Below are 26164 nucleotides of genomic sequence, written 5' to 3' on the forward strand. Positions count from 1 at the left end.
CCATGGATGCCAGCGACCTGCTCCGAAGCTCGCTCCTGCAGCTGTCGAAGTCGGACCGCCTGCGCGAGGTCATCGAGAAGGCCCCGGTGTCGCGGTCGGTGGTGCGCCGGTTCGTGCCCGGGTCCGACCGGGACGACGTCATCGCGGCGGCGGCCGACCTGACGTCCTCCGGCCGCCTGGCCACCATCGACTACCTCGGCGAGGACACGCTCGACCCCGAGCAGGCCCGGCGCACCAAGGACGCCTACGTCGCGCTGGTCACCGGCCTGCGGGAGCGGGGGCTCACCGAGGGCGGCGCCGTCGAGGTCTCGCTCAAGCTGAGCGCTCTCGGTCAGGCGCTGCCCGGCGACGGGCCCCACCGGGCGCTCGACCACGCCCGCGAGATCTGCGCCGTGGCGAGCGAGGCCGGCACCACGGTGACCCTCGACATGGAGGACCACACCCGGACCGACCTCACCCTCGACGGCCTGCGCGAGCTGCGGGCCGACTTCCCCTCCGTGGGTGCGGTCCTGCAGGCCTACCTGCACCGCACCGAGCAGGACTGCCGGGACCTGGCGTATGCCGGGTCGCGGGTGCGCCTGTGCAAGGGCGCCTACCAGGAGCCGGAGTCGGTGGCCTTCCAGTCCGGCGCCGACGTCGACCGGTCCTTCGTCCGGTGCCTCAAGGTCCTCATGCAGGGCAAGGGCTACCCCATGGTCGCCACCCACGACCCGCGCCTGATCGAGATCGCCGGAGCGCTCGCGGCGCAGGCCGGACGCGACTCGGGGTCGTTCGAGTACCAGATGCTCTACGGCATACGGCCGGAGGAGCAGCGGCGCATCTCCGACCGCGGCGACCGGATGCGGGTCTACATCCCCTACGGCGACGAGTGGTACGGCTACCTCATGCGCCGCATGGCCGAGAAGCCCGCCAACGTCGTGTTCTTCCTCCGCGGCCTCGCGGCGAGGGGCTGAGCGCCGTGGCGACGACAGCCATCTTCGGCGCGGGCGTCATGGGCGAGACCCTGCTCTCCGGCCTGCTGCGCGCCGGGCGGGCCCCCGGCGACCTCGTCATCACCGAGCGCAACGCCGAGCGCGGCCGCGCGCTCGCGGAGAAGTACGGAGTGCGCGTGCTGCCCAACGATGCGGCGGCGAAGACCGCCGACACGCTCGTCCTCGTCGTCAAGCCGCAGGACATGGCGGTCCTCCTCGGCGAGATCCGCGAGCACGTCGTGCCCGGCAACACCGTCATCTCCCTCGCGGCCGGGATCACGACCGCGTTCCTCGAGTCCCGGCTGCCGGAGGGCGCGTCCGTGGTGCGCGTCATGCCGAACACGCCGGCCCTCGTCGACCAGGGCATGGCGGCCATCGCCGCGGGCCAGCACTGCACGGAGGACCATCTCGCCGAGGCCGAGTCGCTCCTGTCGTCGTGCGGCAAGGTGATGCGGCTCGAGGAGAAGCACCTCGACGCGGTGACGGCGATCTCCGGCAGCGGGCCGGCATACATCTTCTACGTCGTCGAGGCCATGATCGAGGCGGGCGTGGTGCTCGGCCTGCCGCGCGCGACGGCCACCGAGCTCGTCGTGCAGACCCTCTACGGCGCCGCGACGATGCTTCGGGAGACGGGTCAGCACCCCACGGTGCTGCGTGAGCAGGTCTCCTCGCCGGGAGGCACCACCGTCGCGGCCCTGCGTGAGCTCGACGCCCACCGCGTGCGGGCCGCCTTCGTCCACGCCATGGAGGCGGCGGCCGAGCGCTCGCGGCAGCTGGCGTCCGGCCACGTCTGAGGGCGGCGGGCACCAGACCGTGCCGTATGCCGTGACTAGACCGTGCCGTATGCCGTGAGTTCGGTCAGAGTTTGCCCCCCACGCGCGCAGGCGCCCGGCCCTCATGCGAAGGTGGACCCATGAGCGACATCACCGTGCGGGCCCTGGGTGAGGCTGACTGGGAGGAGTACCGGTCGGTCCGGCTCGCGGCGCTGCGCGAGTCACCCGAAGCCTTCGTCGCCTCCCTCGAGGAGGAGCAGGCCTACGACGAGAGCGCCTGGCGCGACCGGATGAACCGCTCGCAGCGGCTCCTCGCCGTGCGGCAGGGCGAGGCCGTGGGCGTGGTGAGCATCGGCGAGGGTGAGGGCAACACGGGAGAGGTCGGCGAGCTCTTCGGTCTGTGGGTGGCACCGGACTACCGGGGCAGCGGCGTGGCGACGCTGCTCGTCAAGGAGGCGGCCAGCCGCGCACGGACGAGCGGACGCAGGCACCTCGTCTACTGGGTCGGCACCGAGAACGGCCGGGCGGTCGCCTTCGCGAGCGGGATGGGCTTCCTGCCGACCGACTACCGGCGGCCCATGGGCGTCGTCAGCGCGGACGACGGAGACGAGGAGATCGCCATGGTGCTGCCGCTGCACGAGGAGCCCGGGCCGCAGCCTCGCCTCTGAGCCGCTCGCGTCGTCCCCCGTCGCGCGGGTCGCGTCCGCGTCGTCAGGGACGGGCGGCAAAGCGCTCGAGCAGCTCCGTCGGCCCACTGACGATGAGCGTGTGGTGCGCCGAGATCTTCGTCTGCGGAACGGCATACGTGAAGTCCTCGCCGGGCACCTTGGTGCCCACGACGGTTACGCCGTACTTCTTGCGGATCTGGCTCTGCTCCAAGGTGAAGCCGATCGTCTCGGCCGGCGGCCGGATCTTGACGATCGCGTAGCCGTCGTCGAACTCGATGTAGTCGAGGAGACGGCCGTTGACGAGGTGGGCCACCCGCCGGCCGGAGTCCGCCTCGGGGGAGATGACGTGGTGCACCCCGATCCGGTCGAGGATGCGCTTGTGCTCAGGTGAGAGCGCCTTGGCCCAGATCGAGGGCACCCCGGCGTCCACGAGGTTGGCCGCGGCGAGCACGGACGACTCGACCGACGAGCCGATGCCGACGACGGCGATCTTGGGCTCCGCGCTGCGGATCATGTCGCCGGCGCTCGCGAGGGCCATGTCGGCGTTGACGACCTTGGCCACCTTGTTGACATAGGACTCCGCGAGGGCGCTGTCCCGCTCCACGGCGATGACCCGGTGCCCGAGACGGGTCAACTCGAGGGCCACGGCGGAGCCGAACCGCCCGAGACCGATGACCAGGACGTCGTCCTCGAAGAGCCGGTTCCTCGCCATGCTTTCCTCCGTGACTGGGCAGGGTGACGCGGTAGCGTCTCAATCATGCCAAGCCAGGTCAGGGTCGTCTGGGACGCCGCGTTCACCAAGTACGACTTCGGCCCGTCGCACCCGATGGCCCCGGTGCGGCTCGACCTCACGGCCCGGCTGTGCGCGGCGCTCGGGATCTTCGACGCGCCCGGTGTCGAGGTGGTCGGCGCCGAGCCGGCTGACGACGACCTCCTGGCGACGGTCCACGACCGCGACTACATCGCCGCCGTCCGCGCGGCCTCCGAGGACCCGGAGGCCGCTGACCCGGCATACGGGCTGGGCACCGAGGACGACCCCGCCTTCCGGGGGATGCACGAGGCGAGCGCGCGGATCGTGGCCGGGACCGTCGACGCGTGCCGCGCGGTGTGGGAGGGCGAGGCCGAGCACGGCGTGAACTTCACAGGCGGACTGCACCACGCGATGCCGGCCAGCGCATCGGGGTTCTGCATCTACAACGACGCGGCCATCGGGATCCAGTGGCTCCTCGCCCACGGTGCCGAGCGGGTGGCCTACGTCGACATCGACGTCCACCACGGCGACGGCGTCGAGCGGATCTTCTGGGACGACCCCCGGGTGCTGACCATCTCGGTGCACGAGACGGGCCGGGCGCTCTTCCCGGGCACCGGCTGGCCCACCGACGTCGGCGGCGAGGGGGCGGAGGGGTCCGCAGTCAACGTCTCGCTCCCGCCCGGCCTCGGCGACGCCGGCTGGCTGCGTGCCGTCCACGCCACCGTCATGCCGGTCGTGCGCAGCTTCCGGCCCGACGTCCTCGTCACCCAGCACGGCTGCGACACCCACGCCGAGGACCCGCTTGCGCACTTCGCGATGACGGTCGACGCGCAGCGCGCCGCGGCCGACTCCTTGCACCGGCTCTCGCACGAGGTGTGCGCCGGCCGGTGGGTGGCACTCGGCGGCGGTGGCTACGAGATCGTCGACGTCGTGCCCCGCACGTGGACGCATGTCACGGCCATCGCCGCGCATGCCCCGGTCCGCTGCACCGTCCCTGTCCCGCAGGAGTGGCGCGACCACGTGCAGCGGCTGTGCGGACGACCCGGGCCGGCGCTGATGGGGGACCTGACGAGCGAGGACGGCCCGCTGTGGTGGCGCTCGTGGGACATGGGCTACGACCCGAGCAGCGACGTCGACCGGGCCGTCATGGCGACTCGGCAGGCGGTGTTCCCGCTGCACGGGCTGGACGTCTACTTCGACTGAGCCGCCCCACCCCAGATATCTGCGGGGCTGGGTATCGCCCTGACAGTGCCTGACCCCGCAGATATCTGGGAGGCGGGGTGGGGTATCGTCGTCGGCAAGGCGATGACGGGCCTGACGATCCGGAGCCGAGCAGGACCAGAGGCCGTGGGCGCTCCGCCCGCGGCGAAGGTGTGGTGGCACAGCGACACTCCCCATCGCCCGCACCTCCGGGGCCACATCCCCACCGGAGGTGACGACATGCCATCGACCCATTCCCCCGACGCGCCCGGACCCGGCAGGAGGTCCGAACGGCTGCCGCGCGTGCTCGCGGCCGACCTGGCGGCCCTGCCCGACGGCGCCACGGCCAGCCTGAGCGGCTGGGTGCACCGCCGCCGCGCCCTCGCGGGCGTGACCTTCCTCGTGCTGCGGGACCGTTCGGGCCTCGTGCAGGTCGTCGTCCGCGAGCCCGAGACCGTCGAGCAGCTGCAGTCGCTGCCGGAGGAGACCGTCGTCGAGGTCGTCGGCGCGGTGCGCCATCATCCCTCCGCGCCCGGGGGAGCGGAGCTCGTCGACCCCGCCGTCACCGCGCTCAGCGAGCCCGCCGTCGCGCCACCGACCGAGCTGTGGCGCCCGGCATTCGGGGCGGGCCTGCCCACCCTGCTCGACCATGCCGCCGTCACGCTGCGCCACGCCCGGCACCGCGCCGCCTGGCAGCTGGCGAGCGCGTCCCTGCGCGGGTTCCGGACGGCCTTGGCCGAGCTCGACTTCACCGAGATCGCCACGCCCAAGCTCGTCGGCACCGCCACCGAGTCGGGTGCGAACGTCTTCGCCGTCGACTACTTCGGGCGCACCGCCTACCTGGCCCAGTCGCCGCAGCTCTACAAGCAGATGCTCGTCGGCGTCTTCGAGCGGGTCTTCGAGGTCGGCCCCGTCTTTCGCGCCGAGCCCCACGACACCGTCCGCCACCTCGCGCAGTACACCTCCCTCGACGCCGAGATCGGCTTCATCCGCGACCACCGCGACGTCCTCCTGGTGCTGCGGGAGGCCATCGCGGGCATGGTCCAGGCGATCCGCACGTATGCCGCCGACGCCGTCGAGCTCCTCGAGGTGCGCCTGCCGGACGTGCCGGCGGAGTTCCCGGTCATCTCGTTCCACGACGCGCTCGCCCGCGTCGGCGCCGACCCCGACGAGCCCGACCTCAGCCCGGCGCACGAGCGCGCCCTCAGCGAGTGGGCGGCGGCGGCATACGGCTCCGACTTCCTTGCGGTGGAGGGCTATCCGATGAGCAAGCGGCCCTTCTACACCCACCCTCAGGCGCCGCCCCCCGACTGCGCGCCGGACGACCCGCGCCGTGAGCCTGGGCGCTGGTCCAACAGCTTCGACCTCCTCTTCCGCGGGCTCGAGCTCACGACGGGGGGACAGCGGCTGCACCGACCGAGCGACTACGCGGCCGCGCTGGCCCGCACCGGTCAGAGCCCGGGGCCGTATGCCGGATACCTCGAGGCCTTCGCGTCCGGGATGCCGCCGCACGGCGGCTTCGCCATCGGGCTCGAGCGCTGGGTGGGGCGGCTCACAGGGGCGGAGAACATCCGGGAGGTGACGCTCTTCCCCCGCGACCTGCACCGACTGGCGCCGTGAAAAAAGTCCCCTCGATACGGCGTGTCGGCTTGATTTTCCGGGGGCCGCGACGCGCTCGACTTCCCCTCGCGTCACAGGAGCACCTAGTGTGTCCTTCTGCACCCGTGTGACGTTTCGCCGGAGGGGAAGCCGGCGACGCGCGTGTGTGGGAGGGATCGAGGTCAACATGTCGAATGAGCGCAAGCTCGCCGAGGTCCGGTTCCTGACCGTGGCCGAGGTCGCCTCGATCATGCGCGTGTCGAAGATGACCGTCTACCGGCTCGTCCACGGTGGGCAGCTGCCCGCGGTGCGGGTCGGCCGGTCGTTCCGGGTCCCCGAGGACGCGGTGCACAAGTACCTCCAGACGTCCTACATCGACACCGCGTGACAGGGTGACGCAGCCCGGGCGGCCGATCCCTCCGGGCCGGCCGCCCTCCCGCCTCCAGGCGCCTCTTTGAGCTCCTCACCGGGCACGCGCTAGGCTGTGGGCTCTGCACGGCTCTCGGGTTTCGACTTACCGCACGACGGTCTGTCGACGCAGGTCGGCACAAGGCACCGTCAACGGATCAAGGACAACCATGGGCTCTGTCATCAAGAAGCGCCGCAAGCGGATGGCGAAGAAGAAGCACCGCAAGCTGCTGCGCAAGACGCGACACCAGCGTCGTAACAAGAAGTAGCTCTCAGCCGCCGGCCCCCGCCCTCGGGCGGGGGCCGCGCGCGTGCGGCATCCGCCGCCGCCCGGACGCCGTCCGCCGGCCTCGGTAGGCTACGAGCATCCGAGAACGACGAGGAGGGCACATGGCCAAGGTCGTGCTCGTCACGGGTGTCTCCCGGTATCTGGGAGGGCTCTTCGCCCGACGGCTGAGCGCCGACCCGACCGTCGAGCGCATCCTCGGGGTCGACGTCGTGCCCCCGCGCCACTCCATCGGGCGGGCGGAGTTCGTGCGAGCCGACATCCGCAACCCCATGATCGGGCGGATCATGGCGGCCGCCGCGGTGGACACCGTCGTGCACATGAACGTCCTCGCCACGCCGAAGGACTCCGGCGGGCGGGTGACGCAGAAGGAGATCAACGTCATCGGCTCCATGCAGCTGCTGGCGGCCTGCCAGAAGTCGACGACCGTCGAGCGGCTCGTGGTCAAGTCCTCTGCGGCCGTCTACGGGTCGTCCCCGATGAACCCGGCCCTCTTCAGCGAGGACATGAACCCCAAGGCCATGCCGAGGACAGGCTGGGGCAAGGACTCCATCGAGGTCGAGGGCTACGTCCGCGGCTTCTCCCGGCGCCGGCCGGACGTCGAGATCACCCTGCTGCGCCTCGCCAACGTGGTGGGCCCGGGGATCAGGACCGCGCTCACCGACTACTTCTCCCTGCCGATGGTGCCGGTGCCGCTCGGCTTCGACGCGCGGTTCCAGTTCCTGCACGAGGACGACGCCACCGCCGCGATGATCCTCGCCACGACCGGTCCGTCCGTCGGCATCGTCAACGTCGCGGGCGACGGCTTCCTCACCGTCCTGCAGTGCGCGGCGCTGGCCCGGCGCCCCATCCTGCCGGTGCCGCTGCAGGCCGCCGGAGTGCTGGGCGCCCTCATCAAGCGCGGAGGCCTCGCGGACTTCTCCTCGGAGCAGCTGGCCTTCCTGGCCTTCGGGCGCGGGCTCGACACGACGCGGATGCGCGAGGTGCTCGGCTTCGAGCCGGCCTACACGACGCGGGCCGCCTTCGAGGACTTCGCCGCGCACCTCACGCCGCTCCTGCCCGGGATGGGCGGCATGGGGGCGCTCGGGCAGGTCGCGGGCGGCGCCGCGGCCGCCCTTGGCCGGGTGGTGGAGAGGATCCAGCAGTGACCGACGCAGCAGGCAGGCAGCCGCAGGCGCGCAAGGCCCGCAGGAGCGCCGACCGTGCCGGAGCGGCCGCCGACGGCCAGGCCCCCCGGCGCCGCCCGAACGCCCGGTCGACCGCGGCCTCCGAGCCGACCGCGGCCTCCGAGCCCGCCGCGGCCCCCGAGCCGGCCCGGCCGGCCGCCGGGCCCATGCCGTCACCGCGTTCGAGGAAGCCCCGCGGCTCGGCCCGCGGCACGCTCGCCGCGGGCGCCGCCCGAGCGAGCGGGGAGCGGCAGCGCCGCGCCGGTACCCCTCTGCTCGGTCCCGCCGACCCGGTGGAGGTGAGCCCGGCCCGGCGCGCCGCGGCCGGCCTCGCGGCGGCGGCGACCCGGGAGATGTCTCCCCAGGCCCGGCCTGGCCGGGCGCCCGACCGGGGCCGGAGACTGCGGCCCGTGCCCACGGTCGTGGAGCCCGCAGGCACCGACTCGCCGTCCCCTTCCGCCCACCAGCCCCGCCGGCTCGAGGCCGCCGAGCGCTCGACCGACGTCCGGCCCGGGCCCGCAGAGCTGGTCGACCTGGCCGTCAACGTGCTCCGGTCGGCCGCGTCCGCGGCCGGGCTGCCGACGGAGGAGGCCGAACGCCGGGTCGCCGAGGCCCTCGCCTACGTGCGCCGGCGGCTGTCCGGTGACTACACGGTCGACGAGTTCGGCTTCGACGAGGACTACACGCTCAACGTCCACCTGCCGCTGCTGCGGCCGCTCTACCGCGCGTGGTTCCGGGTGGAGGTGCGCGGCATCGAGAACATCCCGGGCGAGGGAGGCGGACTCGTCGTCGCGAACCACTCGGGCACGGTGGCCATGGATTCCCTCATGACCCAGCTCGCTGTCCACGACGAGCACCCGCAGCACCGGCACCTGCGCATGCTCGGGGCGGACCTCGTCTTCCGGATGCCGTTCGTCGGCGCGATGGCCCGCCGGTCCGGCACGACGCTGGCGGCGACGTCCGACGCCGAGCGGCTGCTGCGCAAGGGCGCCCTGGTCGGCGTGTGGCCCGAAGGCTTCAAGGGCGTCGGCAAGCCCTTCAGCGAGCGCTACAAGCTCCAGCGCTTCGGCCGGGGCGGCTTCGTGTCGGCCGCCGTGCGCACCGGCGTGCCGATCATCCCCTGCTCCATCGTGGGGGCGGAGGAGATCTACCCGATCATCGGCAACATGCCCACGGTGGCGCGCCTGCTCGGGGTGCCCTACGCGCCGATCACGCCGACGTTCCCGCTGCTCGGCCCGCTGGGGCTGATCCCCCTGCCGAGCAAGTGGCTCATCGAGTTCGGGCCACCGGTCCAGACCACCGACCTGGGCAGCGACGCCGCCGACGACCCGATGCTCGTCTTCGACCTGACCGACCAGGTGCGCGAGACGATCCAGCAGACCCTCTACAGCCTGCTCATGCAACGATCCTCCGTCTTCGTCTGAGAGGCCCTCGCCGTGACCGATGCCCAGTCCTCCCCGGTGCGCGTCGTGCTCGTCGGCCGCCCCGGCTGCCACCTGTGCGACGAGGCACGCGAGGTCATCGCGCGGGTCGCCGCCGACCTCGGCGTCGGGTGGGAGGAGCGGTCGATCGACGACGATCCCGGGCTGCGCGAGCGCTACGCCGACGACATCCCGGTCACGCTCGTCGACGGCCGGACCCACGACTTCTGGCGCGTGGACGAGGGGCGGCTGCGGGCGGCGCTGCGCTGACCGCTGGCGTGCCGACCCGCTGTGGCACCCGAGCGGCCGGGATGGTAGGGCCCGGCCGCCACTTTGTGCATCTCTTCACAAACGTCTAGCCTGAACGGGTCCCCATGTGCTCCGCGTTCGCCTCCGAGCGCCCTTGCGAGAGGAGCCGGTGAACAAGCGTGTCCGCCGACCCAGTTCTGCGTCGCGACGTCCCCGACGCGACCGTCGCGCGGCTGCCTGAGTACCTCCGGACGCTCTCCCGCCTCGCCGAGCACGGCGTCTCCTCCGTCTCGTCCGAGGAGCTCGCGAGCGCCGTCGGGGTCCGCTCCGCCCAGCTGCGCAAGGACCTCAGCCGGCTCGGCAGCTACGGCGTCCGGGGCGTCGGGTACGAGGTCGACACGCTCGCCCTCGAGATCTCTCGGGTGCTCGGCCTGACCCGCGACTGGCCCGTCGCCGTGGTCGGCATGGGCAACCTTGGGCACGCGCTCGCCTCCTACTCCGGCTTCGCGACGAAGGGCTTTCGCATCGTCGCGCTCTTCGACGACGACCCGGCCCTCGTCGGTGAGGAGGTGGGCGGAGTCGCGATCCGGCCCTTCGCCGAGCTGCCGTCGTGCGCCTCGGAGCAGCGCATCGCCATCGGGGTCATCGCCACGCCCGCCGCCGCCGCCCAGGCCGTCGGCGAGGCCCTCGTCGCCGCGGGCGTGATGTCCATCCTCAACTTCGCCCCGGCGAGCATCGCGGTGCGGGGGGACGTCGACGTGCGCCGCGTGGACCTGTCGACCGAGCTGCAGATCCTGGCCTTCCACGCCCAACGCAGGTCGTATGCCGGTGAGCTGACCGAGGCGGTGTCGCAGTGAGCCTGCTCGTCCTCGGGCTGTCGCACCACACCGCCCCGCTGTCGGTCATCGAGGAGCTGACGGAGGCGGGCGGCTCCGCCGACGCCATCGCCGAGGCCGTCCTCGCCTCCGCCGTCGCGTCCGAGGTCGTCGTCCTCACGACGTGCAACCGGCTCGAGGTGTATGCCGAGGTGTCGGCCTTCCACTCGGGCGTCGCCGCGATAGGCGAGGCGCTCGCGGACGCTGCGGGGCAGGCGCCGCAGGACCTCACCGAGCATCTCTACGTCCGCTACGACGACAGCGCCGTGGCGCATGCCTTCACCGTCGCGTGCGGCCTCGACTCCATGGCCGTCGGCGAGTCGCAGATCCTCGCCCAGATGCGCGAGGCCCTGGCGGTCGGCCAGGCCGAGGGCCGGGTGGGGCAGTCGCTGAACTCCCTGTTCCAGCAGGCCCTGCGGGTGGGCAAGCGGGCCCACTCGGAGACCGACATCGACTCGCACAGCGTCTCCCTCGTCCAGGCCGGCCTGGAGCGGGCCGCCGAGCTGCTCGGCCCCGCGCAGGGACTGCGGGTGAGCGTCGTCGGCGCCGGCGGCATGAGCGGTCTCGCCGCGGCCAACGCGTCACGGACCGGCGTCGCCGCCCTCACCATCGTCAACCGCACCCCGGAGCGGGCCGAGCGGCTGGCCGCAGCCACCGCCGGGGTCGCCCGGCCCTGGTCCGAGCTCGCCGACGTGCTCGCCGACAGCGACGTCGTCATCGCCTGCACCGGTGCGCTCGGGCACGTCATCTCCGGCGCGGACCTGGCGGCGAGCGCGGTCGCCCGCGCCGGCCGGCCCCAGGTCGTCGTCGACCTCGCCCTGCCTCGAGACGTGCAGCCCGAGGCGGAGTGGGGCACGGCGGTGCCGAGCGCGCACATCCTCGACCTCGAGGCGCTCGGCCGACTCCTCGAGGGACGGGCCGACGCCCAGCAGGTGTCCAAGGTCCACGAGCTCGTGACCGGGGAGGTCGCGGCATACCTCACCCGCCGCATGGAGAACGCCGTCGCGCCCACGGTCGCGGCGCTGCGGTCGCGGGCGGCCCAGGTGGTGGCGGCGGAGATGGACCGGCTCGACCAGCGTCTGCCGGCGCTCGACGAGGAGACCCGCGCCGAGGTCTCCCTCGCGGTGCACCGCATCGTCGAGAAGCTGCTCCACACCCCCACGCGCCGGGTCAAGGAGTACGCCATGGAGGGGGCCGGCCCCGACTACGCCGCTGCGCTGCGCGAGCTGTTCGACCTCGAGCCCAAGGACGTGGCCAACGTCGCCACCCCGCCGAGGATGGTGGGCTCGTGACGACCCTGCGGCTCGGCACCCGGCGCTCGGCCCTCGCGACGACCCAGTCGACGTGGGTCGCCGAGCGGCTTCGGGCGCTCGGGCACGCCGTGGAGCTCGTGGAGATCACCACGGAGGGGGACGTCTCCACGCAGCCGCTCACCCAGATCGGCGGCACCGGCGTCTTCACGTCCGCCATCCGCGCCGGCCTGCACGGGGACCGCGTCGACCTCGCCGTCCACAGCCTCAAGGACCTGCCCACCGCGCCCGACCCGGGCCTCGTCGTGGCCGCGGTCCCGTCGCGGGAGGACAGCCGCGACGTGCTCGTCGCCCGCGACGGCCTGACGCTCGCCGAGCTGCCCCCCGGCTCCGTCGTCGGCACGGGGTCCCCGCGCCGCGCCGCGCAGCTCACGGCCCTCGGCCTCGGCCTCGACGTCCGGCCGATCCGGGGCAACGTCGACACGCGCGTCGGCTACGTCTCCTCTGGCACGCTCGACGCCGTCGTCCTGGCCCGCGCCGGCCTGGCCCGGCTCGGGCGCCTCGAGCTCGTCACCGAGGTCCTCGACCCCATCCAGATGCTGCCCGCCCCCGGCCAGGGCGCGCTCGCCGTCGAGTGCCGGGCCGACCGGGCCGACGTCCGGGCGGCGGTGGCGCCGCTCGACGACCCCGACACCCGGACGTGCGTCACGGCCGAGCGGGCGCTGCTCTCCGCGCTCGAGGCCGGGTGCACCGCGCCCATCGGCGCGCTCGCCGAGATCGTCGACGGCGAGGACGGGCTCGAGCTGTCGCTGCGCGCCTTCGCCGGGAGTGCCGACGGCTCGATCGCCCTCAGGCGCTCGCTCGTCGGCCCGCTCACCGACCCCCGAGCCCTCGGCAACCGGCTCGCCCAGATCCTCCTCGACGACGGCGCTGCCGGCATCGAGGCTCCCTCGCCCACCGCCACGCACCATTCGGAGCCAGTTTCGTGACTCGTCCGCGCCAGCCGTCAGAGCAGACGGCACACATCCCTTCGGTTCCGCAGTCCCCGGTCCGGGTCGCCTTCGTCGGCTCCGGCCCGGGCGACCCCGGCCTGCTGACCATCCGCGGGCGTGACCTCCTCGCGGCGGCCGACGTCGTCGTGCTCGACCGCATCGCCCGCGACGACGTCGTGCTGCGCCATGCCCGCCCGGACGTCGAGATCGTCGACGCCGGCCACGGCGAGCAGGGGCAGGAGCTCACCCACGCCATGCGGGCCAAGGTCCTCGTGCGCGCCGCCCGGGCGGTGCCGGAGGGCGGCCTGGTCGTGCGGCTCATGAGCGGCGACCCGGCCACCTTCAACGGGCTCGTCGAGGAGGTCCGCGCCTGCCGCAAGGCCGGGATCAGCGTCGACGTCGTGCCGGGCGTGCCGACCGTGACGGCGGTGCCGACGTATGCCGGTGTGCCGCTCACCTCCAAGCAGGTGACGGCGGTCTCCGCGGTGAGCACGGACAACGCCGGCCACGACTGGACCCGCTACGCCGACACCGAGGGCAGCCTCGTGATCACCGGCTCGCCCGAGTCGATCCGTCGCTCGCTTGCGGCGCTGCTCCACGCGGGGCGGCCGGGTGACGAGGAGGTCGTGCTCGTCGAGCACGGCACCACCGTCGAGCAGCGGTCGGTGACGACGACGCTGGAGGCGGCCGACAGCGCCTTCGCCGCCAAGGAGCCCGCTCGTCCCACGGTGGCGGTCGTGTCGCCCAACGTCGCCCTGCGCGAGGAGTTCGCGTGGTTCGAGAACAAGCCGCTCTTCGGGTGGCGCGTCCTCGTCCCCCGGACCCAGGCCCAGGCCGGCGCCATGGTGGACCGGCTCGCGGCATACGGCGCCGTCGCCGAGGTCGTGCCGACCATCGCGGTCGAGCCGCCGCGGACCCCCCAGCAGATGGAGCGCGCCATCAAGGGCCTCGTCACGGGCCGCTACGAGTGGGTCGGCTTCACGTCGGTCAACGCGGTCCGGGCCGTGCGCGAGCGGTTCGAGCAGCTCGGGCTCGACGCGCGTGCCTTCGCCGGCCTCAAGGTCGCCGCGGTGGGCGGCGTCACCGCGGCCGCCCTGCGCGACTGGGGCATCAACCCCGACCTCGTGCCGTCCGGCGAGCAGTCCGCGGCCGGGCTGCTCGAGGACTGGCCGGACTTCGACGAGGTGCTCGACCCGATCAACCGGGTGCTGCTCCCGCGTGCCGACATCGCCACCGACACGCTCGTGGCCGGCCTGCGCGACATGGGCTGGGAGGTCGACGACGTCACGGCATACCGCACGGTGCGGGCCGCGCCGCCCGCGGCGAGCATCCGCGACGCCATCAAGGGCGGCGGCTACGACGCGGTCGTGTTCACGTCGAGCTCGACGGTGCGCAACCTCGTCGGGATCGCCGGCAAGCCGCACCCCGCCACGGTGGTCGCCTGCATCGGCCCAGCGACGGCGAAGACCGCCCAGGAGCACGGCCTGCGGGTGGACGTGCTCGCGCCGGAGGCCTCGGCGCTGCGCCTCGTCGACGCGCTGGCCGGGCACGGCGTCGGGCTCGCCGTCGCCGCCCGCGAGGCGGGCCAGCCGGTGCAGCGGCCGAGCGACAAGCGGCCCGCGTCACGGCGGCGCGCTCGATGATCGAGCGCCCCCGCCGCCTGCGCCAGACGCCGGCGATGCGCCGCCTCGTCGCGGAGACCCGGCTCGACCCCGCCGAGCTCATCCTGCCGGTCTTCGTCGCGGAGGGGGTGACCGGGCCGCGGCCCATCACCAGCATGCCGGGCGTCGTCCAGCACTCCCTCGACTCGCTCGTGGACGTGAGCCGGCGGGCGGTCGCCGCCGGCGTCGGGGGAGTCATGCTCTTCGGCGTCCCGGAGAGCAAGGACGCCATCGGCTCCGGCGCGTGCGCCCCCGACGGCATCCTCAACGTCGGCCTGGGCCGGGTCCGTGACGCCGTCGGTGACGACCTGCTCGTCATGGCCGACACGTGCCTCGACGAGTTCACCGACCACGGCCACTGCGGCGTGCTCGACGCGCGCGGACGGGTCGACAACGACGCGACGCTGGAGATCTACAACGAGATGGCGGTCGCCCAGGCCCGCGCGGGCGCGCACGTCGTCGCGCCGTCCGGGATGATGGACGGCCAGGTGGGCGCCATCCGCTCGGCGCTCGACGCCGCGGGCCTGGAGGACACCGTCATCCTCGCGTATGCCGCGAAGTACGCCTCGGCGTTCTACGGGCCCTTCCGCGAGGCGGTCCAGTCCAGCCTGCAGGGTGACCGGCGGACCTACCAGCAGGACCCGGCGAACCTGCTGGAGTCCCTGCGCGAGGTCGACCTCGACGTCGCCGAAGGCGCCGACATCGTCATGGTCAAGCCCGCCATGTCCTACCTCGACGTCCTCGCCGCGGCGGCCGAGCGCGTGACGGTGCCGGTCGCGGCATACCAGGTGTCGGGTGAGTACGCCATGATCGAGGCGGCGGCGTCGAACGGCTGGATCGACCGGCGCGCGGCCGCGCTGGAGTCACTCCTGTCGATCCGCCGCGCGGGGGCCCGCATGGTGCTCACGTACTACGCGCTCGACGCCGCCGACTGGCTGCGCTGAGCACGAGGGAGGGGTCGTGGGGCAGGAGGCGGGGAGGTCGGGCCGGTCCGAGGAGGACGGCTTCCGGTGGCTGAGTGACGCCGAGCAGGCGTCGTGGCGGGCCGTGCTGCGGGGGACCCGGCTGCTGGAGACGGCCCTCGACGACGCCCTGCGCGAGGCGGGCCTGCAGCTCAGCGAGTACGAGATCATCTCCATGCTCTCGGAGGCGTCCGGGCGCCGGCTGCGCATGTCGGAGCTCGCGGCTCTCGTCGTCCAGTCGCGCAGCCGGCTGACCCACACCGCCAAGCGCCTCGAGGAGCGCGGCTGGGTCACGCGGGAGCAGTGCGCCGACGACAAGCGGGGGGTCGAACTCGTCCTCACGCAGGAGGGCGGCGCCGCCGTCACCGACATCGCGCGCCTTCATGTGCAGAGCGTGCGGGACAACCTCGTCGACATCCTGACGCCGGCGCAGTTCCAGGGCCTGGGGGACGCCATGGCGGTCGTCTGCGACCACCTCGACCCGCACCGGCTGACCGACCGCTGACCGCCTCGGCGCGCCCGCGCCACCTGCCGGGACAGCCGCCTTTGCGAGAATGGCCGGCATGACCCACGCGCCCGTCACGTCGACCACCACCAGCGCCACCACCACCACCACCACCACCACCGCCTCCGCCGCCCTGCTCGACCGGGCGGTGCGCGTCAGCCCCGGTGGGGTCAACTCGCCTGTCCGCGCCTTCCACGGGGTGGGCGGCACGCCGCGGTTCATGGCATCCGCGGCGGGACCGTGGCTGACCGACGTCGACGGCAACCGCTACGTCGACCTCATCGGCTCGTGGGGCCCGATGATCCTCGGCCACGCCCACCCCGCGGTGGTCGCCGCAGTGCAGGAGGCGGCCACGAGGGGCTTCTCGTTCGGCACCCCGTCGGAGAACGAGGTGCGGCTCGCCGAGGAGATCGTCGCGCGGGTGGAGCCGGTCGAGCAGGTGCGCCTGGTCAACTCCGGCACCGAGGCGACGATGTCGGCCATGCGGCTGGCCCGTGGCTTCACCGGCCGCTCCGCCGTCGTGAAGTTCGCCGGCTGCTATCACGGGCACGTCGACGCCCTCCTCGCCTCTGCCGGCTCCGGGGTCGCGACGTTCGCCCTGCCGGACTCGGCCGGGGTCCCGGCCTCGAGCGCCGCGGAGACGATCGTGCTGCCCTACAACGACCTCGCGGCGGTCGAGGCGGCCTTCGCGGCCCGCGGCGACGAGATCGCTGCGGTCATCACCGAGGCGGCGCCCGGCAACATGGGCGTCGTGCCGCCCGAGCCGGGATTCACCGAGGGCCTGCGCCGCATCACCCGGGCTGCTGGCGCGCTGCTCATCTCCGACGAGGTGATGACCGGCTTCCGCTGCTCCCGGGCCGGCTTCTACGGTCTCGAGGGGCCGTATGCCGCCGGGCCGGCCGACCTGTTCACCTTCGGCAAGGTGATGGGCGGCGGCTTCCCGGCCGCAGCCTTCGGGGGCCGGGCCGACGTGATGTCCCTCCTCGCGCCGATCGGGCCCGTCTACCAGGCCGGCACGCTGTCCGGCAACCCCGTCGCCACCGCTGCCGGCCTCGCCACGCTGCAGGCCTGCACCGACGAGGTCTACGCGCGCCTCGGGGTCGTGGCGCGGGCCGTCGCCGACGGCGTCGCGCAGGCGCTCACGCGGGCGTCGGTGCCGCACACCGTCCAGTGGGCGGGCTCGATGTTCTCGGTCTTCTTCCGGGACGACGCGGTGCGCGACTACGACGACGCCAAGGCCCAGGACACCGCCGCCTTCCGCCGCTTCTTCCACTCGATGCTCGACCAGGGCGTCCACCTGCCGCCGAGCGCGTTCGAGGCGTGGTTCGTCTCCGCCGCGCACGACGACGCTGCCGTCGACCACGTCCTTGCGGCGCTGCCCGCCGCCGCGCGCGCCGCGGCCTCCCCCCGCGGCTGAGGCGGTTCCCGGCGCCGCTCGAGGCCCGCACCCACCTCAGCCCGGAAGGGATCCGCCGGCGTCGGACCCTTGCCCGGGCCGGTCGGCGGGGAGGACGCTGGAGGGCGGCGGCAGCGCCGTCCGGGCGCTGCCTCGACCCCCTCAGGAGGTGCGCCGTGTTTGCACGGTCCACGACAGTCCATGGCAAGCCGGAGATGATCGACGCAGGCATCACCCACCTGCGCGAGAGCGTGATGCCGCAGCTCAGAGATCTGAGCGGCTTCGTCGGCCTCTCCCTGCTCTGCGACCGCCACACCGGGCGGTGCATCGTCACGACGGCCTGGGAGTCGGAGGCCGCCATGCGCGCCACGGCCGAGCGGGTCACGCCGATCCGGGCGAAGGCCGCCGCGGCCTTCGGAGGACGGGCCTCCGTCGACGAGTGGGAGGTCGCCTACGTCCACCGGGCCCACCACGCGGCCGACGGCGCGTGCGCGCGGGTGACCTGGACCGAGTCCGACCCGGCGAGCATGGACCGGGTCATCGACACCTTCAAGACGAGGATCATGCCGCGGGTCGAGCAGCTCGAGGGCTTCTGCAGCGCCAGCCTCCTCGTCGACCGCTACACCGGGAGGGCCTGCACGACGGTGAGCTACGAGTCCTCCGAGGCCATGGCCCGGACGAGGGACACGGCGATGGGGCTGCGTGCCGACGGCGTCCAGGAGGCCGGGCTGGAGATCGCCGAGGTGGCCGAGTTCGAGCTCGTGCTCGCGCACCTCGACGTGCCCGAGCTCGTCTAGCACGACCCAGTTGAGGTGATCCCGGGGCAGGCATCGCCCCGCTTTCACCTCAACTCCGGGGCACTGCGTCAGTGGACGGCCCCGAGGAGGATGCCGACGAGGACGAAGAGCGAGCCGAAGACCCGGTTGACGGCCCGCTGACCCCGAGCGTCGCGGGTCAGCCGCCGCAGGGCCCTGGCCGCGGCCGCGAAGAAGAACCACATCACGAGCACGTCGATGACGACGACCGTGGCCGCGAGCACGGCGTACTGACGCAGCAGCGGCTCCTCCGGCCGGATGAACTGCGGGGTGAAGGCGAGGAAGAACACGACCGCCTTCGGGTTGGTGAGGTTGACGAGCAGGCCGCGCCGCAGCATCGAGCTGCGAGGCTCCGCGGCGCGCCTGGGCTCCGTCACGGCGGGCGCGGGCGGCATCCGCCACTGCCGCACCCCGAGGACGACGAGGTATGCCGCACCGGCATACCGGATGGCGTTGAAGAGCACGGGCGAGCCGGCCACGAGGACCCCCACGCCGGCGGCGACGATCGCGATGTGCAGCAGGAGCGCGGCCTGTTGGCCGAGGATGCCCCAGATGGAGCGCGTCCATCCGGAGCCCAGCGCGTTGGACATCGTGTTGATGGCGCCCGCCCCCGGCGTGAAGGAGATCATCGCCCCCGCCGCGGCCAGCGGCAACCACAGAGACCACGGCACGGGGGCAAGTGTAGGTCCGCGCCGGAGGCGGGCCGGGCGGGCCCGCGCCGGGGGGATTCGGCCGGGCGCCGGACGTTTGAGAGACTGGGCGCATGACCGACAGCTCTCGGCCGGCGGCGCCGACGCGCACCGTCGTGCACCTCATGCGGCACGGTGAGGTGCACAACCCCCACGGGGTCCTCTACGGACGGCTGCCCGGCTACCGGATCTCCGAGCTCGGTTCGAAGATGGCGCGGCTGGTGGCCGACCACCTCGCCGCCAACGACATCACCCACGTCGTCGCGTCGCCTCTGGAGCGCGCCCAGCAGACGGCCGCCCCCATCGCGGAGTCGCACGGGCTGCAGGTCGTCACCGACGAGCGGGTCATCGAGTCCGACAACTACTTCGAGGGCATGACGATCGGGGGAGGCGCCGGGCTGCGCAACCCGCGGCACTGGCCCAAGCTCGTCAACCCGTTCCGCCCCTCGTGGGGCGAGCCCTACGACGCCGTGGCCGAGCGCATGCTCGCGGCCGTCGGCGACGCCCGGGAGGCCGCCGCCGGGCACGAGGCCGTCATCGTCTCGCACCAGCTGCCCGTGTGGACCGTCCGCAACCGGCTCCTCGGCAACCGCCTGTGGCACGACCCCCGCCGGCGCGAGTGCACCCTGGCCTCCCTGACGTCGCTGCTCTACGAGGACGACGAGCTGCTCTCGGTGACCTACAGCGAGCCGGCCGCCGCCCTGCTCGCCGGGGCGAGCAAGATGGCGGGCGCGTGACGCACCTGTCCGCGTGGCTCGGCCCGCGCCGCCTCGGCCCGCGCCGCCTCGGCTCGCGCCGCCTCGGCGGCCTGCGACGGCTGGTGGGCCTCACGCTCGTCGCCGGCCTCGTCGCCACCTCGTCCGCCTGCTCCAGCGACCCGAACTCCGTCGCGGCCCAGGCCCGCGCGGGCGACCGGAAGGGCTACATCTCCGGTGACGGCACCATCGAGCGGCTGGCGCCGGGGGACCGCGGCAGCCCCGTGGCGCTCACCGGCACCACCCTGGAGGGCAAGCCCTGGTCGATGAAGGGCACGGAGGGCACCGTGCTCGTGCTCAACGTGTGGGGGTCGTGGTGCCCGCCCTGCATCGAGGAGACCCCGGCCCTGCAGAAGGCGTGGGAGACGGTGCAGGCCAAGGGCCTCGACGTGCGGTTCCTCGGGCTCGACGTGCAGGAGGCGCCGGCCTCCGGCCTCGCCTTCCAGCAGGCCAACAAGGTCACCTACCCCTCCCTCGCCTACGACGGCGGCGTGCCGCTCCTCGCCCTGCAGGGCAAGGTGACGACGACGCCGGCGACCCTGGTGCTCGACGGCAGGGGCCGCATCGCGGCCCGGGTCTCGGGGCCGGTCTCGACGACGACCGTCCTCGGCCTCGTCGACGACGTCCTCGCCGAGACGGGCTGAGCCGTGGTCGACGAGCTGACCAACGGATCCGTCGTCGTCGCGGCGCTCGTGGCGCTCGCGGCGGGCTTCGTCTCGTTTGCCTCACCGTGCGTGCTCCCGCTCGTGCCGGGCTTCCTCGGCTACGTCACCGGGCTGTCCGACGTCGCCCTCGAGCGGCGCTCACGGGGACGGCTGGTGCTCGGCGCGCTCCTCTTCGTCCTCGGCTTCAGCGTCGTCTTCCTCCTCGGTGCCGGGATCGTGTCGGCCGTCGGCGTGTCCCTCCGCGGCAACCAGACCGTGCTCCTGCGGGTCGGTGGCGTGGTCGTCATCCTCTCGGCCCTGGCCCTGCTCGGGCTCGGCCGGGGCTGGAGCGTGCAGCCCTCGTGGCGCCCGGCTGCCGGGCTCGCGGGGGCGCCCCTGCTCGGGGCGGTGTTCGGCCTGGGCTGGCTGCCCTGCCAGGGGCCGACCCTGGCCGCGATCCTCGCCATGGCGGCGCCGCTGTCGGCCGAGTCCGGCACGGTGGGGCGCGGCGTGCTGCTCGCGTCCTTCTACTGCGCCGGCCTCGGCACGCCCTTCCTGCTCATGGCGGCCGCCTGGGAGCGCGCCGGGCGGGCCAGCGCGTGGCTGCGCGGGCACCGTCGCGCGATCCAGCTGGGCGGCGGGCTCCTGCTCCTCGCCGTCGGGGTGCTGCTCGTGACCGGGCTGTGGCAGACGGTCATCACCATCCTCCAGACCCGCTTGATCTCCACCTTCCGGACGGTGCTCTAGATGGCCCTCGACCAGCGGCGCGCCGCGCCGCCGCCGCCGACGCTGCCGAGCCTCGGCCCGCTGGGCTTCGCGCGGTGGGCGTGGCGGCAGCTGACGAGCATGCGCACGGCGCTCTTGCTGCTGCTGCTCCTTGCGATCGCGGCCGTGCCGGGCTCGATCTTCCCGCAGCGCAACATCGACTCCGGCCGGGTCGCCGACTACATCGCGCAGCACCGCACGTCGGCGCCGTGGCTCGACCGGTTCTCCTTCTTCGACGTCTACTCCTCGCCGTGGTTCTCGGCCATCTACCTGCTGCTCTTCGTCTCGCTCGTCGGGTGCATCGTGCCGCGGACCGCCGTCCACCTGCGAGCCGTCCGGGCCACCCCGCCGCGTGCACCCGCCCGTCTCGAGCGGCTCGACGCGCACGCCGAGCTCCTGACGGACCTGCCCCCGGACGAGGCGCTGGCCGCTGCCCGGGCGGTGCTGCGGGCCAAGCGTTTCCGCGTCCACTCGCACGACGCGGCGAGCGTGAGCGCCGAGTCCGGCCACCTGCGCGAGACCGGCAACCTCGTCTTCCACATCGCCCTCTGCGGGGTGATCGTCGGGATGGCCGTGGGCCACCTCTTCGGCTGGCGGGGCGACGTCATCGTGCCGGAGGGGCAGAAGTTCGCGTCGAGCCTGACGACGTACAACACCTTCTCCCCGGGGCCGTGGACCGACAGCGGGTCACTGCCGCCGTTCGTCCTCTCGCTCGACCGGCTCGACGTGCAGTTCCAGGACAAGCCCGGCCGGTCGTTCGGGCAACCGCGCGAGTTCACGGCATACGCCTCGGTGGCCGAGCAGCCCGGGGCCCCCGCGACCCCGCGCGAGATCAGCGTCAACCACCCCCTCACCGTCGGCGGCGCGGACGTCTTCCTCCTCGGCAACGGCTACACGCCGGTCGTCACCGTCAAGGACGCCGCCGGCCGGGTGCTCTTCTCCGACGCCGTGCCGTTCCTCGCCCAGGACGGCAACTACCGGTCCATCGGCGTCATCAAGGTGCCCTCCGCCTCGCCGAAGCAGCTCGGCATCACCGGCTTCTTCCTGCCGACCGCGGAGCCCACCTTCGCGGGCGGCCCGGTGTCGCTGTTCCCCGACGCCCGCAACCCGGAGCTGGCCCTGTCCGTCTGGGAGGGCACGCTCTTCCCGAACGGGGCGCCGCAGTCGGTCTACACCCTCAACACCGACGAGATGAAGCAGGTGACCAAGCCCGACGGCAGCCCCGCGCTCGTGCGCCTGCGGCCCGGGCAGACGTACGCCATCCCCGGCGGTCGCGGGACGATCACCTTCGAGAGCGTCAAGCGCTTCGCCGGCCTGTCGGTGCGCACGGACCCCGGGGGCGGCATCACGCTCACGGCGGCCCTGCTCGCCACGGCGGGCCTCATCCTCGGGCTGACCATCCGGCGCCGCCGGGTCTTCGTCCGCGTCCGGCCGGCGACTGGGGCCGAGACGGCGGCCGCGACGGGCGACGGGGCACCGGGGGTCGGGGGGAGGGCCGGTCGACCGGCTACCGTGGTGACCATCGGAGGCATCGCCAAGGACTCCGACGCCGGGCTGGCCGCAGTCGTCGCGGCCGTGCACGACCACCTCGCAGATCGGAAGACCGACCGTGCCCGCTGAGACGCTCGCCGCCAACGCCAACGTGGCGCTCTACTCCTCGATGGTCGTCTACACCCTCGCCCTGCTCGCCTTCACGCTCCACCTCGCCAGTCGGGCCCCCAGCCGGGCCGCCGGCCCGGGGCAGGAGCGGGGCGCCGCGGCGTCGCGCACGTCGGTCCTCGTCGGCGCACCGGGCCGGCCCGGGGCGCTCCGCGGTGGACCGGTGGGCGCCTCCGGCGCCCCGACGGCGCGCACGCCGGGCGCACCCGAAGGAGAGGACGGCCGGGGGATCGCCAGCCGCCAGCGCGGAAGCATCGGGCTCACCCTGACCTACCTCGCGACGCTGCTCCTGGTCGCGTCCGTGGCCATGCGGGGCCTGGCCGTGGCGCGTCCCCCGTGGGGCAACATGTTCGAGTTCGCCACGGCAGCGGCGGCCGCGGTCGGGCTCGTCTACTCCGCGCTCGCGCGGCGCAACCGCTGGGAGTGGCTGGGGGTCTTCGTCGTCGGCCCGGTCCTGCTCGTCCTCGGCCTGGCGCTCACCGTCCTCTACACCGAGGCTGGCGAGCTCATGCCCGCCCTGAAGTCCTACTGGCTGGGCATCCACGTGTCGGTGGCCTTCGTGGCCGTCGCGTTCTTCACGATCGCCTGCGCGGTCGGAGTGCTCCACCTCGTCCGGGCCCGGCGGGAGGAGAAGCCGCCCGCGCGGCCCGGCTTCCTGGAGTCGCTGCCCCCGGCCGCCCAGCTCGAGCGCACGGCATACGGCCTCAACATGGTCGGGTTCATCCTCTGGACCTTCACCCTCATCGCGGGCGCCATCTGGGCCAAGGAGGCGTGGGGTGCCTACTGGCAGTGGGACCCCAAGGAGGTGTGGACCTTCGTGATCTGGACCGTGTATGCCGCCTACATGCACAGCCGGGCGACGGCCGGCGTGGACCACCGCCGCTCGACGTACATCGCGCTCGCGGGCTACGCCTCGGTCATCGTCAACTTCACGCTCGTCAACCTCGTGTCGACGTTCGTCGGCATGCACAACTACTCCGGGATGTGACCGCTGGTGGTCCGCTACACCCTGTTGCGCCTGCTCATCTTCTTCGGCTTCCTGCTGCTCTTCTGGCTCGTCGGGCTGCGCGACAACAAGGTGCTGCTGCTGGGCGCCGCCGCGGTCGCCTCGTCCGCCGCCTCCTACCTGCTGCTGCGCGGCATGCGTGACGAGCTCACGGCGCGGCTCGTCGCCCGCCACGAGGCCCGCGCCGAGCAGCGCGCCCAGCGCCGGCTGTCGGCCGACGAGGTGGCCGAGGACCGTGAGGCCGAGGCGGATCGCTGAGCCGGACCGCCGAGCCCCCGTGGGCACACGTCAGGCCGGCGGCCGGCCGAGCGCCAGGCCGAGCCCGAGCAGGGCGCTCCAGACCAGCTGGAACAGGCCGGTCCCGGCGAGGGCGGGGATGAGGTCGCGGCCGGTGGCGGTGCCCACCACGGCCTGCACGGGCCGCAGGAGCAGGGGCGCCGCGAGCACGGCGAGCAGGGCGTAGGGCGAGGCGAACGAGGCGAGGCCCGTCGCGACGAAGGCGACGGACACGAGCGCGACATAGAACCGGCGGGTCCCCCGGTCCCCCATGCGCACCGCCAGCGTCCGCTTGCCGGCTCCCCGGTCGGTGGGGATGTCACGCAGGTTGTTGACCACGAGGATGGCCGAGGCCAGGGCACCGACACCCACGGCCCCCGCCCACCCCGCCGCGGTGACGGGGGTCATCGTCGCCATCGTGCCGAGGGTGGCGACGAGCCCGAAGAAGACGAAGACGAAGACCTCCCCGAGGCCGAGGTAGCCGTAGGGCCTGGAGCCGCCGGTGTAGAACCAGGCGGCGGCGATCGCGAGGCCCCCGATCGGGATGAGCACCCACGTCGCGGACAGCGCGACGAGCGCGAGCCCGCACAGGCCGGCGAAGAAGAAGCACGCCCACGCGGCGAACTTCACGGTGGACGGATGGGCGAGCCGCTGGCCGACGAGGCGCACCGGGCCGACGCGGACCGCGTCGGTGCCCCGGATGCCGTCGGAGTAGTCGTTCGCGTAGTTGACGCCCACCTGCAGGGACACCGAGACGACGAGGGCGAGCAGCGCATAGCCCCACACGACGTTGCCGGTCTGGTAGGCGGCCCCCGTGCCGACGAGGACGGGGGAGACGGCGGCTGGGAGGGTGCGCGGCCGGGCACCCGCGATCCACTGCGACAGGGTGGCCATGGGTCCTTCGAGAGAGAGCAGACGGGCAGGGGGAGGCCGGGAACGAGCCAGGCACCGGGGCGACGACCGGCAACCGGTCAGCCGAACCGAGGTCCGCCCGGCCGGCGGGCCGGGTCAGAGCCTACGCAGGAAGTCGGGGTCGTCGTCGGGGCCACGCGGGCCGGTCGGCCGATCGGGTGGCCCGCCAGGCCGCCGGGGCGGGCCACCACCACGGGCGTCGGTGCGGCCCGACACGAGCCACAGCAGCGGCCCGACGACCGGGACGAGCACGACGAGGAGCCACGCCGGTTTCGCGAGCACGCGCACGAGCCGCCGGTCGGTCTGGATGCAGTCGACGAAGGCGTAGATCGTGGCGAAGACGACGGCCGCGAGAAGCAGGACGCGAAGCACGGGGGGCTCCTTGTGCGGTTGGTTCCTCCATCTTGCCACCGTCTCAGGGCAGCTCCTCGAACACCTGCCGGATCGCCGCCCGGTCGGGCTTGCCCGGCCCGCGTTGCGGGATGGCGGAGAGGACGACGACGTGCCGGGGCAGGGCGGCGTCGGGCAGTATGCCGCGCAGCCGGTCGCGCAGCTCCGGGGCGGTGACGTGGCGGCGCGGGTCGAGCAGGGTGACGGCCGCGCACACGGTCTCGCCCCAGTCGGGGTCGGCCCGCCCGAGCACGACGACATCGAGCACGTCGGGGACGTGCCGGCTGATCGCGTCCTCGACGACTCCGGGGGTGACCTTGAGCCCGCCGCTGTTGATGAGGTCGTCGGCTCGTCCGTCGAGGACGAGCAGCCCCTCCTCGAAGTGGCCGAGGTCGTCGGTGCGGAACCACCGCACGCCGTCACTGTCCACGGAGAAGGCGACCGCGGTGAGGGCCGGCTCGCCGAGGTAGCCGGACGCGAGCGTCTCGCCGCCGAGCACGACGTGACGGTCGTTGTCGATGTGCACCCGGCTGACGCGGAGCGGCACGCCGTCGTAGACGCAGCCCCCTGCGGTCTCGCTCATGCCGTAGGTGAGGACGAGCCGCACCCCCGCCGCGAGGGCCCGCCGGTGCATCGCACCGGGAGTCGCGGCGCCGCCGACGAGCACCGCATCGAAGCCGGCGAGCACGCGGGCGCCCTCCTCGTCGCCGAGGAGGCGCCCCAGCTGGGTCGGGACGAGGGCGGTGTAGCGCCGGTCCTGGGTCGGCATGGCCCGGGCGGCCGACACGAAGGCGGAGGCGGTGAAGCCGTCCCGGCTGTCGACGACCGTCGGCCGGGTGCCGGCCACGAGGGAGCGCACGAGGACCTGCAGGCCCGCGACGTGCGCGGCGGGCATGGCGAGCAGCCAGGCCCCAGCGCCGCCCAGGGTCTCGTGGGTGGACCGCGCCGAGGCCTGCAGGGCCGAGCTCGTGAGCAGGGCCCGCTTCGCCCGGCCAGTGGAGCCGGACGTGCCGACCGCCACCGCGAGGTCGTCCGGCAGGTCCGCCGGGTCGGAAGGTGACACGACGGGGCGGGGGCTCCCCTCGGCATACGGCAGCAGGGCCCCGTCGCCGGCGAGGGC

General features: G+C 73.6%; 29 protein-coding genes. 24 read left to right on the forward strand and 5 right to left on the reverse strand.

From position 1 onward, the window contains the following. Positions 1–2 precede the first annotated feature (2 nt). From VFJ94_RS01900 to VFJ94_RS01910, 3 genes are all read left to right on the forward strand, one after another. Positions 3–953, forward strand: a complete 951-nt coding sequence (locus tag VFJ94_RS01900) for a proline dehydrogenase family protein (protein WP_325002480.1) — start codon at positions 3–5, stop codon at positions 951–953. A gap of 5 nt (positions 954–958) precedes the next feature. Then, positions 959–1765: a pyrroline-5-carboxylate reductase gene (gene proC / locus VFJ94_RS01905; RefSeq protein ID WP_325002481.1), complete on the forward strand. Its 807-nt coding sequence runs from the start codon at positions 959–961 to the stop codon at positions 1763–1765. 119 nt (positions 1766–1884) lie between these two features. After that, positions 1885–2412, forward strand: coding sequence for a GNAT family N-acetyltransferase (locus VFJ94_RS01910; RefSeq protein ID WP_325002482.1), 528 nt, complete (start codon positions 1885–1887; stop codon positions 2410–2412). Positions 2413–2455: 43 nt separating this feature from the next. Here VFJ94_RS01910 and VFJ94_RS01915 read toward each other — a convergent pair whose 3' ends face one another. Then, on the reverse strand, positions 2456–3124 hold the full coding sequence (locus VFJ94_RS01915) for a TrkA family potassium uptake protein (protein WP_325002483.1): 669 nt from the start codon (positions 3122–3124) through the stop codon (positions 2456–2458). 45 nt (positions 3125–3169) lie between these two features. On the opposite strand from VFJ94_RS01915, the gene VFJ94_RS01920 reads away from it, so the two are divergent. The 15 genes from VFJ94_RS01920 (at position 3170) to VFJ94_RS01990 (ending at position 17930) form a co-directional block, all read left to right on the forward strand. Further along, on the forward strand, positions 3170–4366 hold the full coding sequence (locus VFJ94_RS01920) for an acetoin utilization protein AcuC (RefSeq protein WP_325002484.1): 1197 nt from the start codon (positions 3170–3172) through the stop codon (positions 4364–4366). A gap of 237 nt (positions 4367–4603) precedes the next feature. Further along, positions 4604–5983 carry an aspartate--tRNA(Asn) ligase gene (aspS, locus tag VFJ94_RS01925; protein WP_325002485.1) on the forward strand — a complete coding sequence of 460 codons (1380 nt, stop codon included), beginning with the start codon at positions 4604–4606 and terminating at the stop codon, positions 5981–5983. Between the two features lie 166 nt (positions 5984–6149). After that, positions 6150–6350, forward strand: coding sequence for a helix-turn-helix domain-containing protein (locus VFJ94_RS01930; RefSeq protein ID WP_325002486.1), 201 nt, complete (start codon positions 6150–6152; stop codon positions 6348–6350). A 190-nt stretch (positions 6351–6540) separates the two neighbouring features. Beyond that, positions 6541–6639, forward strand: a complete 99-nt coding sequence (locus VFJ94_RS01935; RefSeq protein WP_003792170.1) for a 30S ribosomal protein bS22 — start codon at positions 6541–6543, stop codon at positions 6637–6639. Between the two features lie 121 nt (positions 6640–6760). Beyond that, complete coding sequence (locus VFJ94_RS01940) at positions 6761–7804, forward strand: NAD-dependent epimerase/dehydratase family protein (protein ID WP_325002487.1); 1044 nt, start codon at positions 6761–6763, stop codon at positions 7802–7804. After that, a complete protein-coding gene (locus VFJ94_RS01945; protein WP_325002488.1) occupies positions 7801–9246 on the forward strand; it encodes a lysophospholipid acyltransferase family protein in 1446 nt (481 codons plus the stop codon). The genes VFJ94_RS01940 and VFJ94_RS01945 overlap by 4 nt, the downstream gene beginning before the upstream one ends. Positions 9247–9258: 12 nt before the next feature. Beyond that, complete coding sequence (locus tag VFJ94_RS01950; protein WP_325002489.1) at positions 9259–9513, forward strand: glutaredoxin family protein; 255 nt, start codon at positions 9259–9261, stop codon at positions 9511–9513. Between the two features lie 158 nt (positions 9514–9671). Beyond that, positions 9672–10349, forward strand: coding sequence for a redox-sensing transcriptional repressor Rex (locus VFJ94_RS01955; RefSeq protein ID WP_325002490.1), 678 nt, complete (start codon positions 9672–9674; stop codon positions 10347–10349). Next, entirely contained in the window at positions 10346–11659 is a 1314-nt protein-coding gene (locus VFJ94_RS01960; RefSeq protein ID WP_325002491.1) for a glutamyl-tRNA reductase, read from the forward strand. Before VFJ94_RS01955 ends, VFJ94_RS01960 begins: the two co-directional genes overlap by 4 nt. Further along, entirely contained in the window at positions 11656–12606 is a 951-nt protein-coding gene (gene hemC / locus VFJ94_RS01965; protein WP_325002492.1) for a hydroxymethylbilane synthase, read from the forward strand. The genes VFJ94_RS01960 and hemC overlap by 4 nt, the downstream gene beginning before the upstream one ends. Then, positions 12603–14252, forward strand: a complete 1650-nt coding sequence (locus VFJ94_RS01970; protein ID WP_325002493.1) for a bifunctional uroporphyrinogen-III C-methyltransferase/uroporphyrinogen-III synthase — start codon at positions 12603–12605, stop codon at positions 14250–14252. Before hemC ends, VFJ94_RS01970 begins: the two co-directional genes overlap by 4 nt. Continuing rightward, positions 14249–15214, forward strand: coding sequence for a porphobilinogen synthase (hemB, locus tag VFJ94_RS01975; protein WP_325002494.1), 966 nt, complete (start codon positions 14249–14251; stop codon positions 15212–15214). The genes VFJ94_RS01970 and hemB overlap by 4 nt, the downstream gene beginning before the upstream one ends. Positions 15215–15230: 16 nt before the next feature. Next, complete coding sequence (locus VFJ94_RS01980; protein ID WP_325002495.1) at positions 15231–15737, forward strand: MarR family winged helix-turn-helix transcriptional regulator; 507 nt, start codon at positions 15231–15233, stop codon at positions 15735–15737. A 58-nt stretch (positions 15738–15795) separates the two neighbouring features. Further along, the gene (gene hemL, locus VFJ94_RS01985) at positions 15796–17154 is read left to right on the forward strand and encodes a glutamate-1-semialdehyde 2,1-aminomutase (protein ID WP_325002496.1); all 1359 of its coding nucleotides are present in this window, start codon (positions 15796–15798) and stop codon (positions 17152–17154) included. 155 nt (positions 17155–17309) lie between these two features. Continuing rightward, on the forward strand, positions 17310–17930 hold the full coding sequence (locus VFJ94_RS01990) for a hypothetical protein (RefSeq protein ID WP_325002497.1): 621 nt from the start codon (positions 17310–17312) through the stop codon (positions 17928–17930). 68 nt (positions 17931–17998) lie between these two features. Here VFJ94_RS01990 and VFJ94_RS01995 read toward each other — a convergent pair whose 3' ends face one another. Further along, the gene (locus VFJ94_RS01995) at positions 17999–18619 is read right to left on the reverse strand and encodes a LysE family transporter (RefSeq protein WP_325002498.1); all 621 of its coding nucleotides are present in this window, start codon (positions 18617–18619) and stop codon (positions 17999–18001) included. Between the two features lie 92 nt (positions 18620–18711). On the opposite strand from VFJ94_RS01995, the gene VFJ94_RS02000 reads away from it, so the two are divergent. From VFJ94_RS02000 to VFJ94_RS02025, 6 genes are read left to right on the forward strand one after another with little or no spacing between them, the layout of a single operon-like run. After that, complete coding sequence (locus VFJ94_RS02000) at positions 18712–19374, forward strand: histidine phosphatase family protein (protein WP_325002499.1); 663 nt, start codon at positions 18712–18714, stop codon at positions 19372–19374. Beyond that, positions 19371–20036, forward strand: coding sequence for a TlpA disulfide reductase family protein (locus tag VFJ94_RS02005; protein ID WP_325002500.1), 666 nt, complete (start codon positions 19371–19373; stop codon positions 20034–20036). Before VFJ94_RS02000 ends, VFJ94_RS02005 begins: the two co-directional genes overlap by 4 nt. A 3-nt stretch (positions 20037–20039) precedes the next feature. Beyond that, positions 20040–20783: a cytochrome c biogenesis CcdA family protein gene (locus VFJ94_RS02010; RefSeq protein WP_325002501.1), complete on the forward strand. Its 744-nt coding sequence runs from the start codon at positions 20040–20042 to the stop codon at positions 20781–20783. Further along, positions 20784–22421, forward strand: a complete 1638-nt coding sequence (gene resB / locus VFJ94_RS02015) for a cytochrome c biogenesis protein ResB (protein WP_325002502.1) — start codon at positions 20784–20786, stop codon at positions 22419–22421. After that, the gene (gene ccsB / locus VFJ94_RS02020) at positions 22411–23448 is read left to right on the forward strand and encodes a c-type cytochrome biogenesis protein CcsB (protein ID WP_325002503.1); all 1038 of its coding nucleotides are present in this window, start codon (positions 22411–22413) and stop codon (positions 23446–23448) included. Before resB ends, ccsB begins: the two co-directional genes overlap by 11 nt. A 6-nt stretch (positions 23449–23454) precedes the next feature. Next, the gene (locus VFJ94_RS02025; protein WP_325002504.1) at positions 23455–23724 is read left to right on the forward strand and encodes a DUF4229 domain-containing protein; all 270 of its coding nucleotides are present in this window, start codon (positions 23455–23457) and stop codon (positions 23722–23724) included. A 30-nt stretch (positions 23725–23754) separates the two neighbouring features. Here VFJ94_RS02025 and VFJ94_RS02030 read toward each other — a convergent pair whose 3' ends face one another. From VFJ94_RS02030 to menE, 3 genes are all read right to left on the reverse strand, one after another. Continuing rightward, on the reverse strand, positions 23755–24636 hold the full coding sequence (locus VFJ94_RS02030) for a 1,4-dihydroxy-2-naphthoate polyprenyltransferase (RefSeq protein ID WP_325002505.1): 882 nt from the start codon (positions 24634–24636) through the stop codon (positions 23755–23757). Positions 24637–24750: 114 nt separating this feature from the next. Continuing rightward, positions 24751–25026 carry a PLDc N-terminal domain-containing protein gene (locus tag VFJ94_RS02035; RefSeq protein WP_325002506.1) on the reverse strand — a complete coding sequence of 92 codons (276 nt, stop codon included), beginning with the start codon at positions 25024–25026 and terminating at the stop codon, positions 24751–24753. A 43-nt stretch (positions 25027–25069) separates the two neighbouring features. Then, a partial coding sequence (menE, locus tag VFJ94_RS02040) for an o-succinylbenzoate--CoA ligase (RefSeq protein WP_325002507.1) occupies positions 25070–26164 on the reverse strand: 1095 nt, incomplete at its 5' end.

Source organism: Intrasporangium sp. (assembly GCF_035688975.1).
Taxonomy (GTDB): Bacteria; Actinomycetota; Actinomycetes; order Actinomycetales; family Dermatophilaceae; genus CALMNV01.

Excerpts from the sequence above, each read along its gene's own strand:
- VFJ94_RS01930 (WP_325002486.1), top strand. The coding sequence starts at position 6,150 with ATGTCGAATGAGCGCAAGCTCGCCGAGGTCCGGTTCCTGACCGTGGCC.
- VFJ94_RS01935 (WP_003792170.1), top strand. The coding sequence starts at position 6,541 with ATGGGCTCTGTCATCAAGAAGCGCCGCAAGCGGATGGCGAAGAAGAAG.
- VFJ94_RS01920 (WP_325002484.1), top strand. The coding sequence starts at position 3,170 with ATGCCAAGCCAGGTCAGGGTCGTCTGGGACGCCGCGTTCACCAAGTAC.
- aspS (WP_325002485.1), top strand. The coding sequence starts at position 4,604 with ATGCCATCGACCCATTCCCCCGACGCGCCCGGACCCGGCAGGAGGTCC.
- VFJ94_RS02030 (WP_325002505.1), bottom strand. The coding sequence starts at position 24,636 with ATGGCCACCCTGTCGCAGTGGATCGCGGGTGCCCGGCCGCGCACCCTC.
- VFJ94_RS01940 (WP_325002487.1), top strand. The coding sequence starts at position 6,761 with ATGGCCAAGGTCGTGCTCGTCACGGGTGTCTCCCGGTATCTGGGAGGG.
- VFJ94_RS02000 (WP_325002499.1), top strand. The coding sequence starts at position 18,712 with ATGACCGACAGCTCTCGGCCGGCGGCGCCGACGCGCACCGTCGTGCAC.
- VFJ94_RS01900 (WP_325002480.1), top strand. The coding sequence starts at position 3 with ATGGATGCCAGCGACCTGCTCCGAAGCTCGCTCCTGCAGCTGTCGAAG.
- VFJ94_RS01910 (WP_325002482.1), top strand. The coding sequence starts at position 1,885 with ATGAGCGACATCACCGTGCGGGCCCTGGGTGAGGCTGACTGGGAGGAG.
- hemB (WP_325002494.1), top strand. The coding sequence starts at position 14,249 with ATGATCGAGCGCCCCCGCCGCCTGCGCCAGACGCCGGCGATGCGCCGC.
- VFJ94_RS01915 (WP_325002483.1), bottom strand. The coding sequence starts at position 3,124 with ATGGCGAGGAACCGGCTCTTCGAGGACGACGTCCTGGTCATCGGTCTC.
- resB (WP_325002502.1), top strand. The coding sequence starts at position 20,784 with ATGGCCCTCGACCAGCGGCGCGCCGCGCCGCCGCCGCCGACGCTGCCG.
- hemL (WP_325002496.1), top strand. The coding sequence starts at position 15,796 with ATGACCCACGCGCCCGTCACGTCGACCACCACCAGCGCCACCACCACC.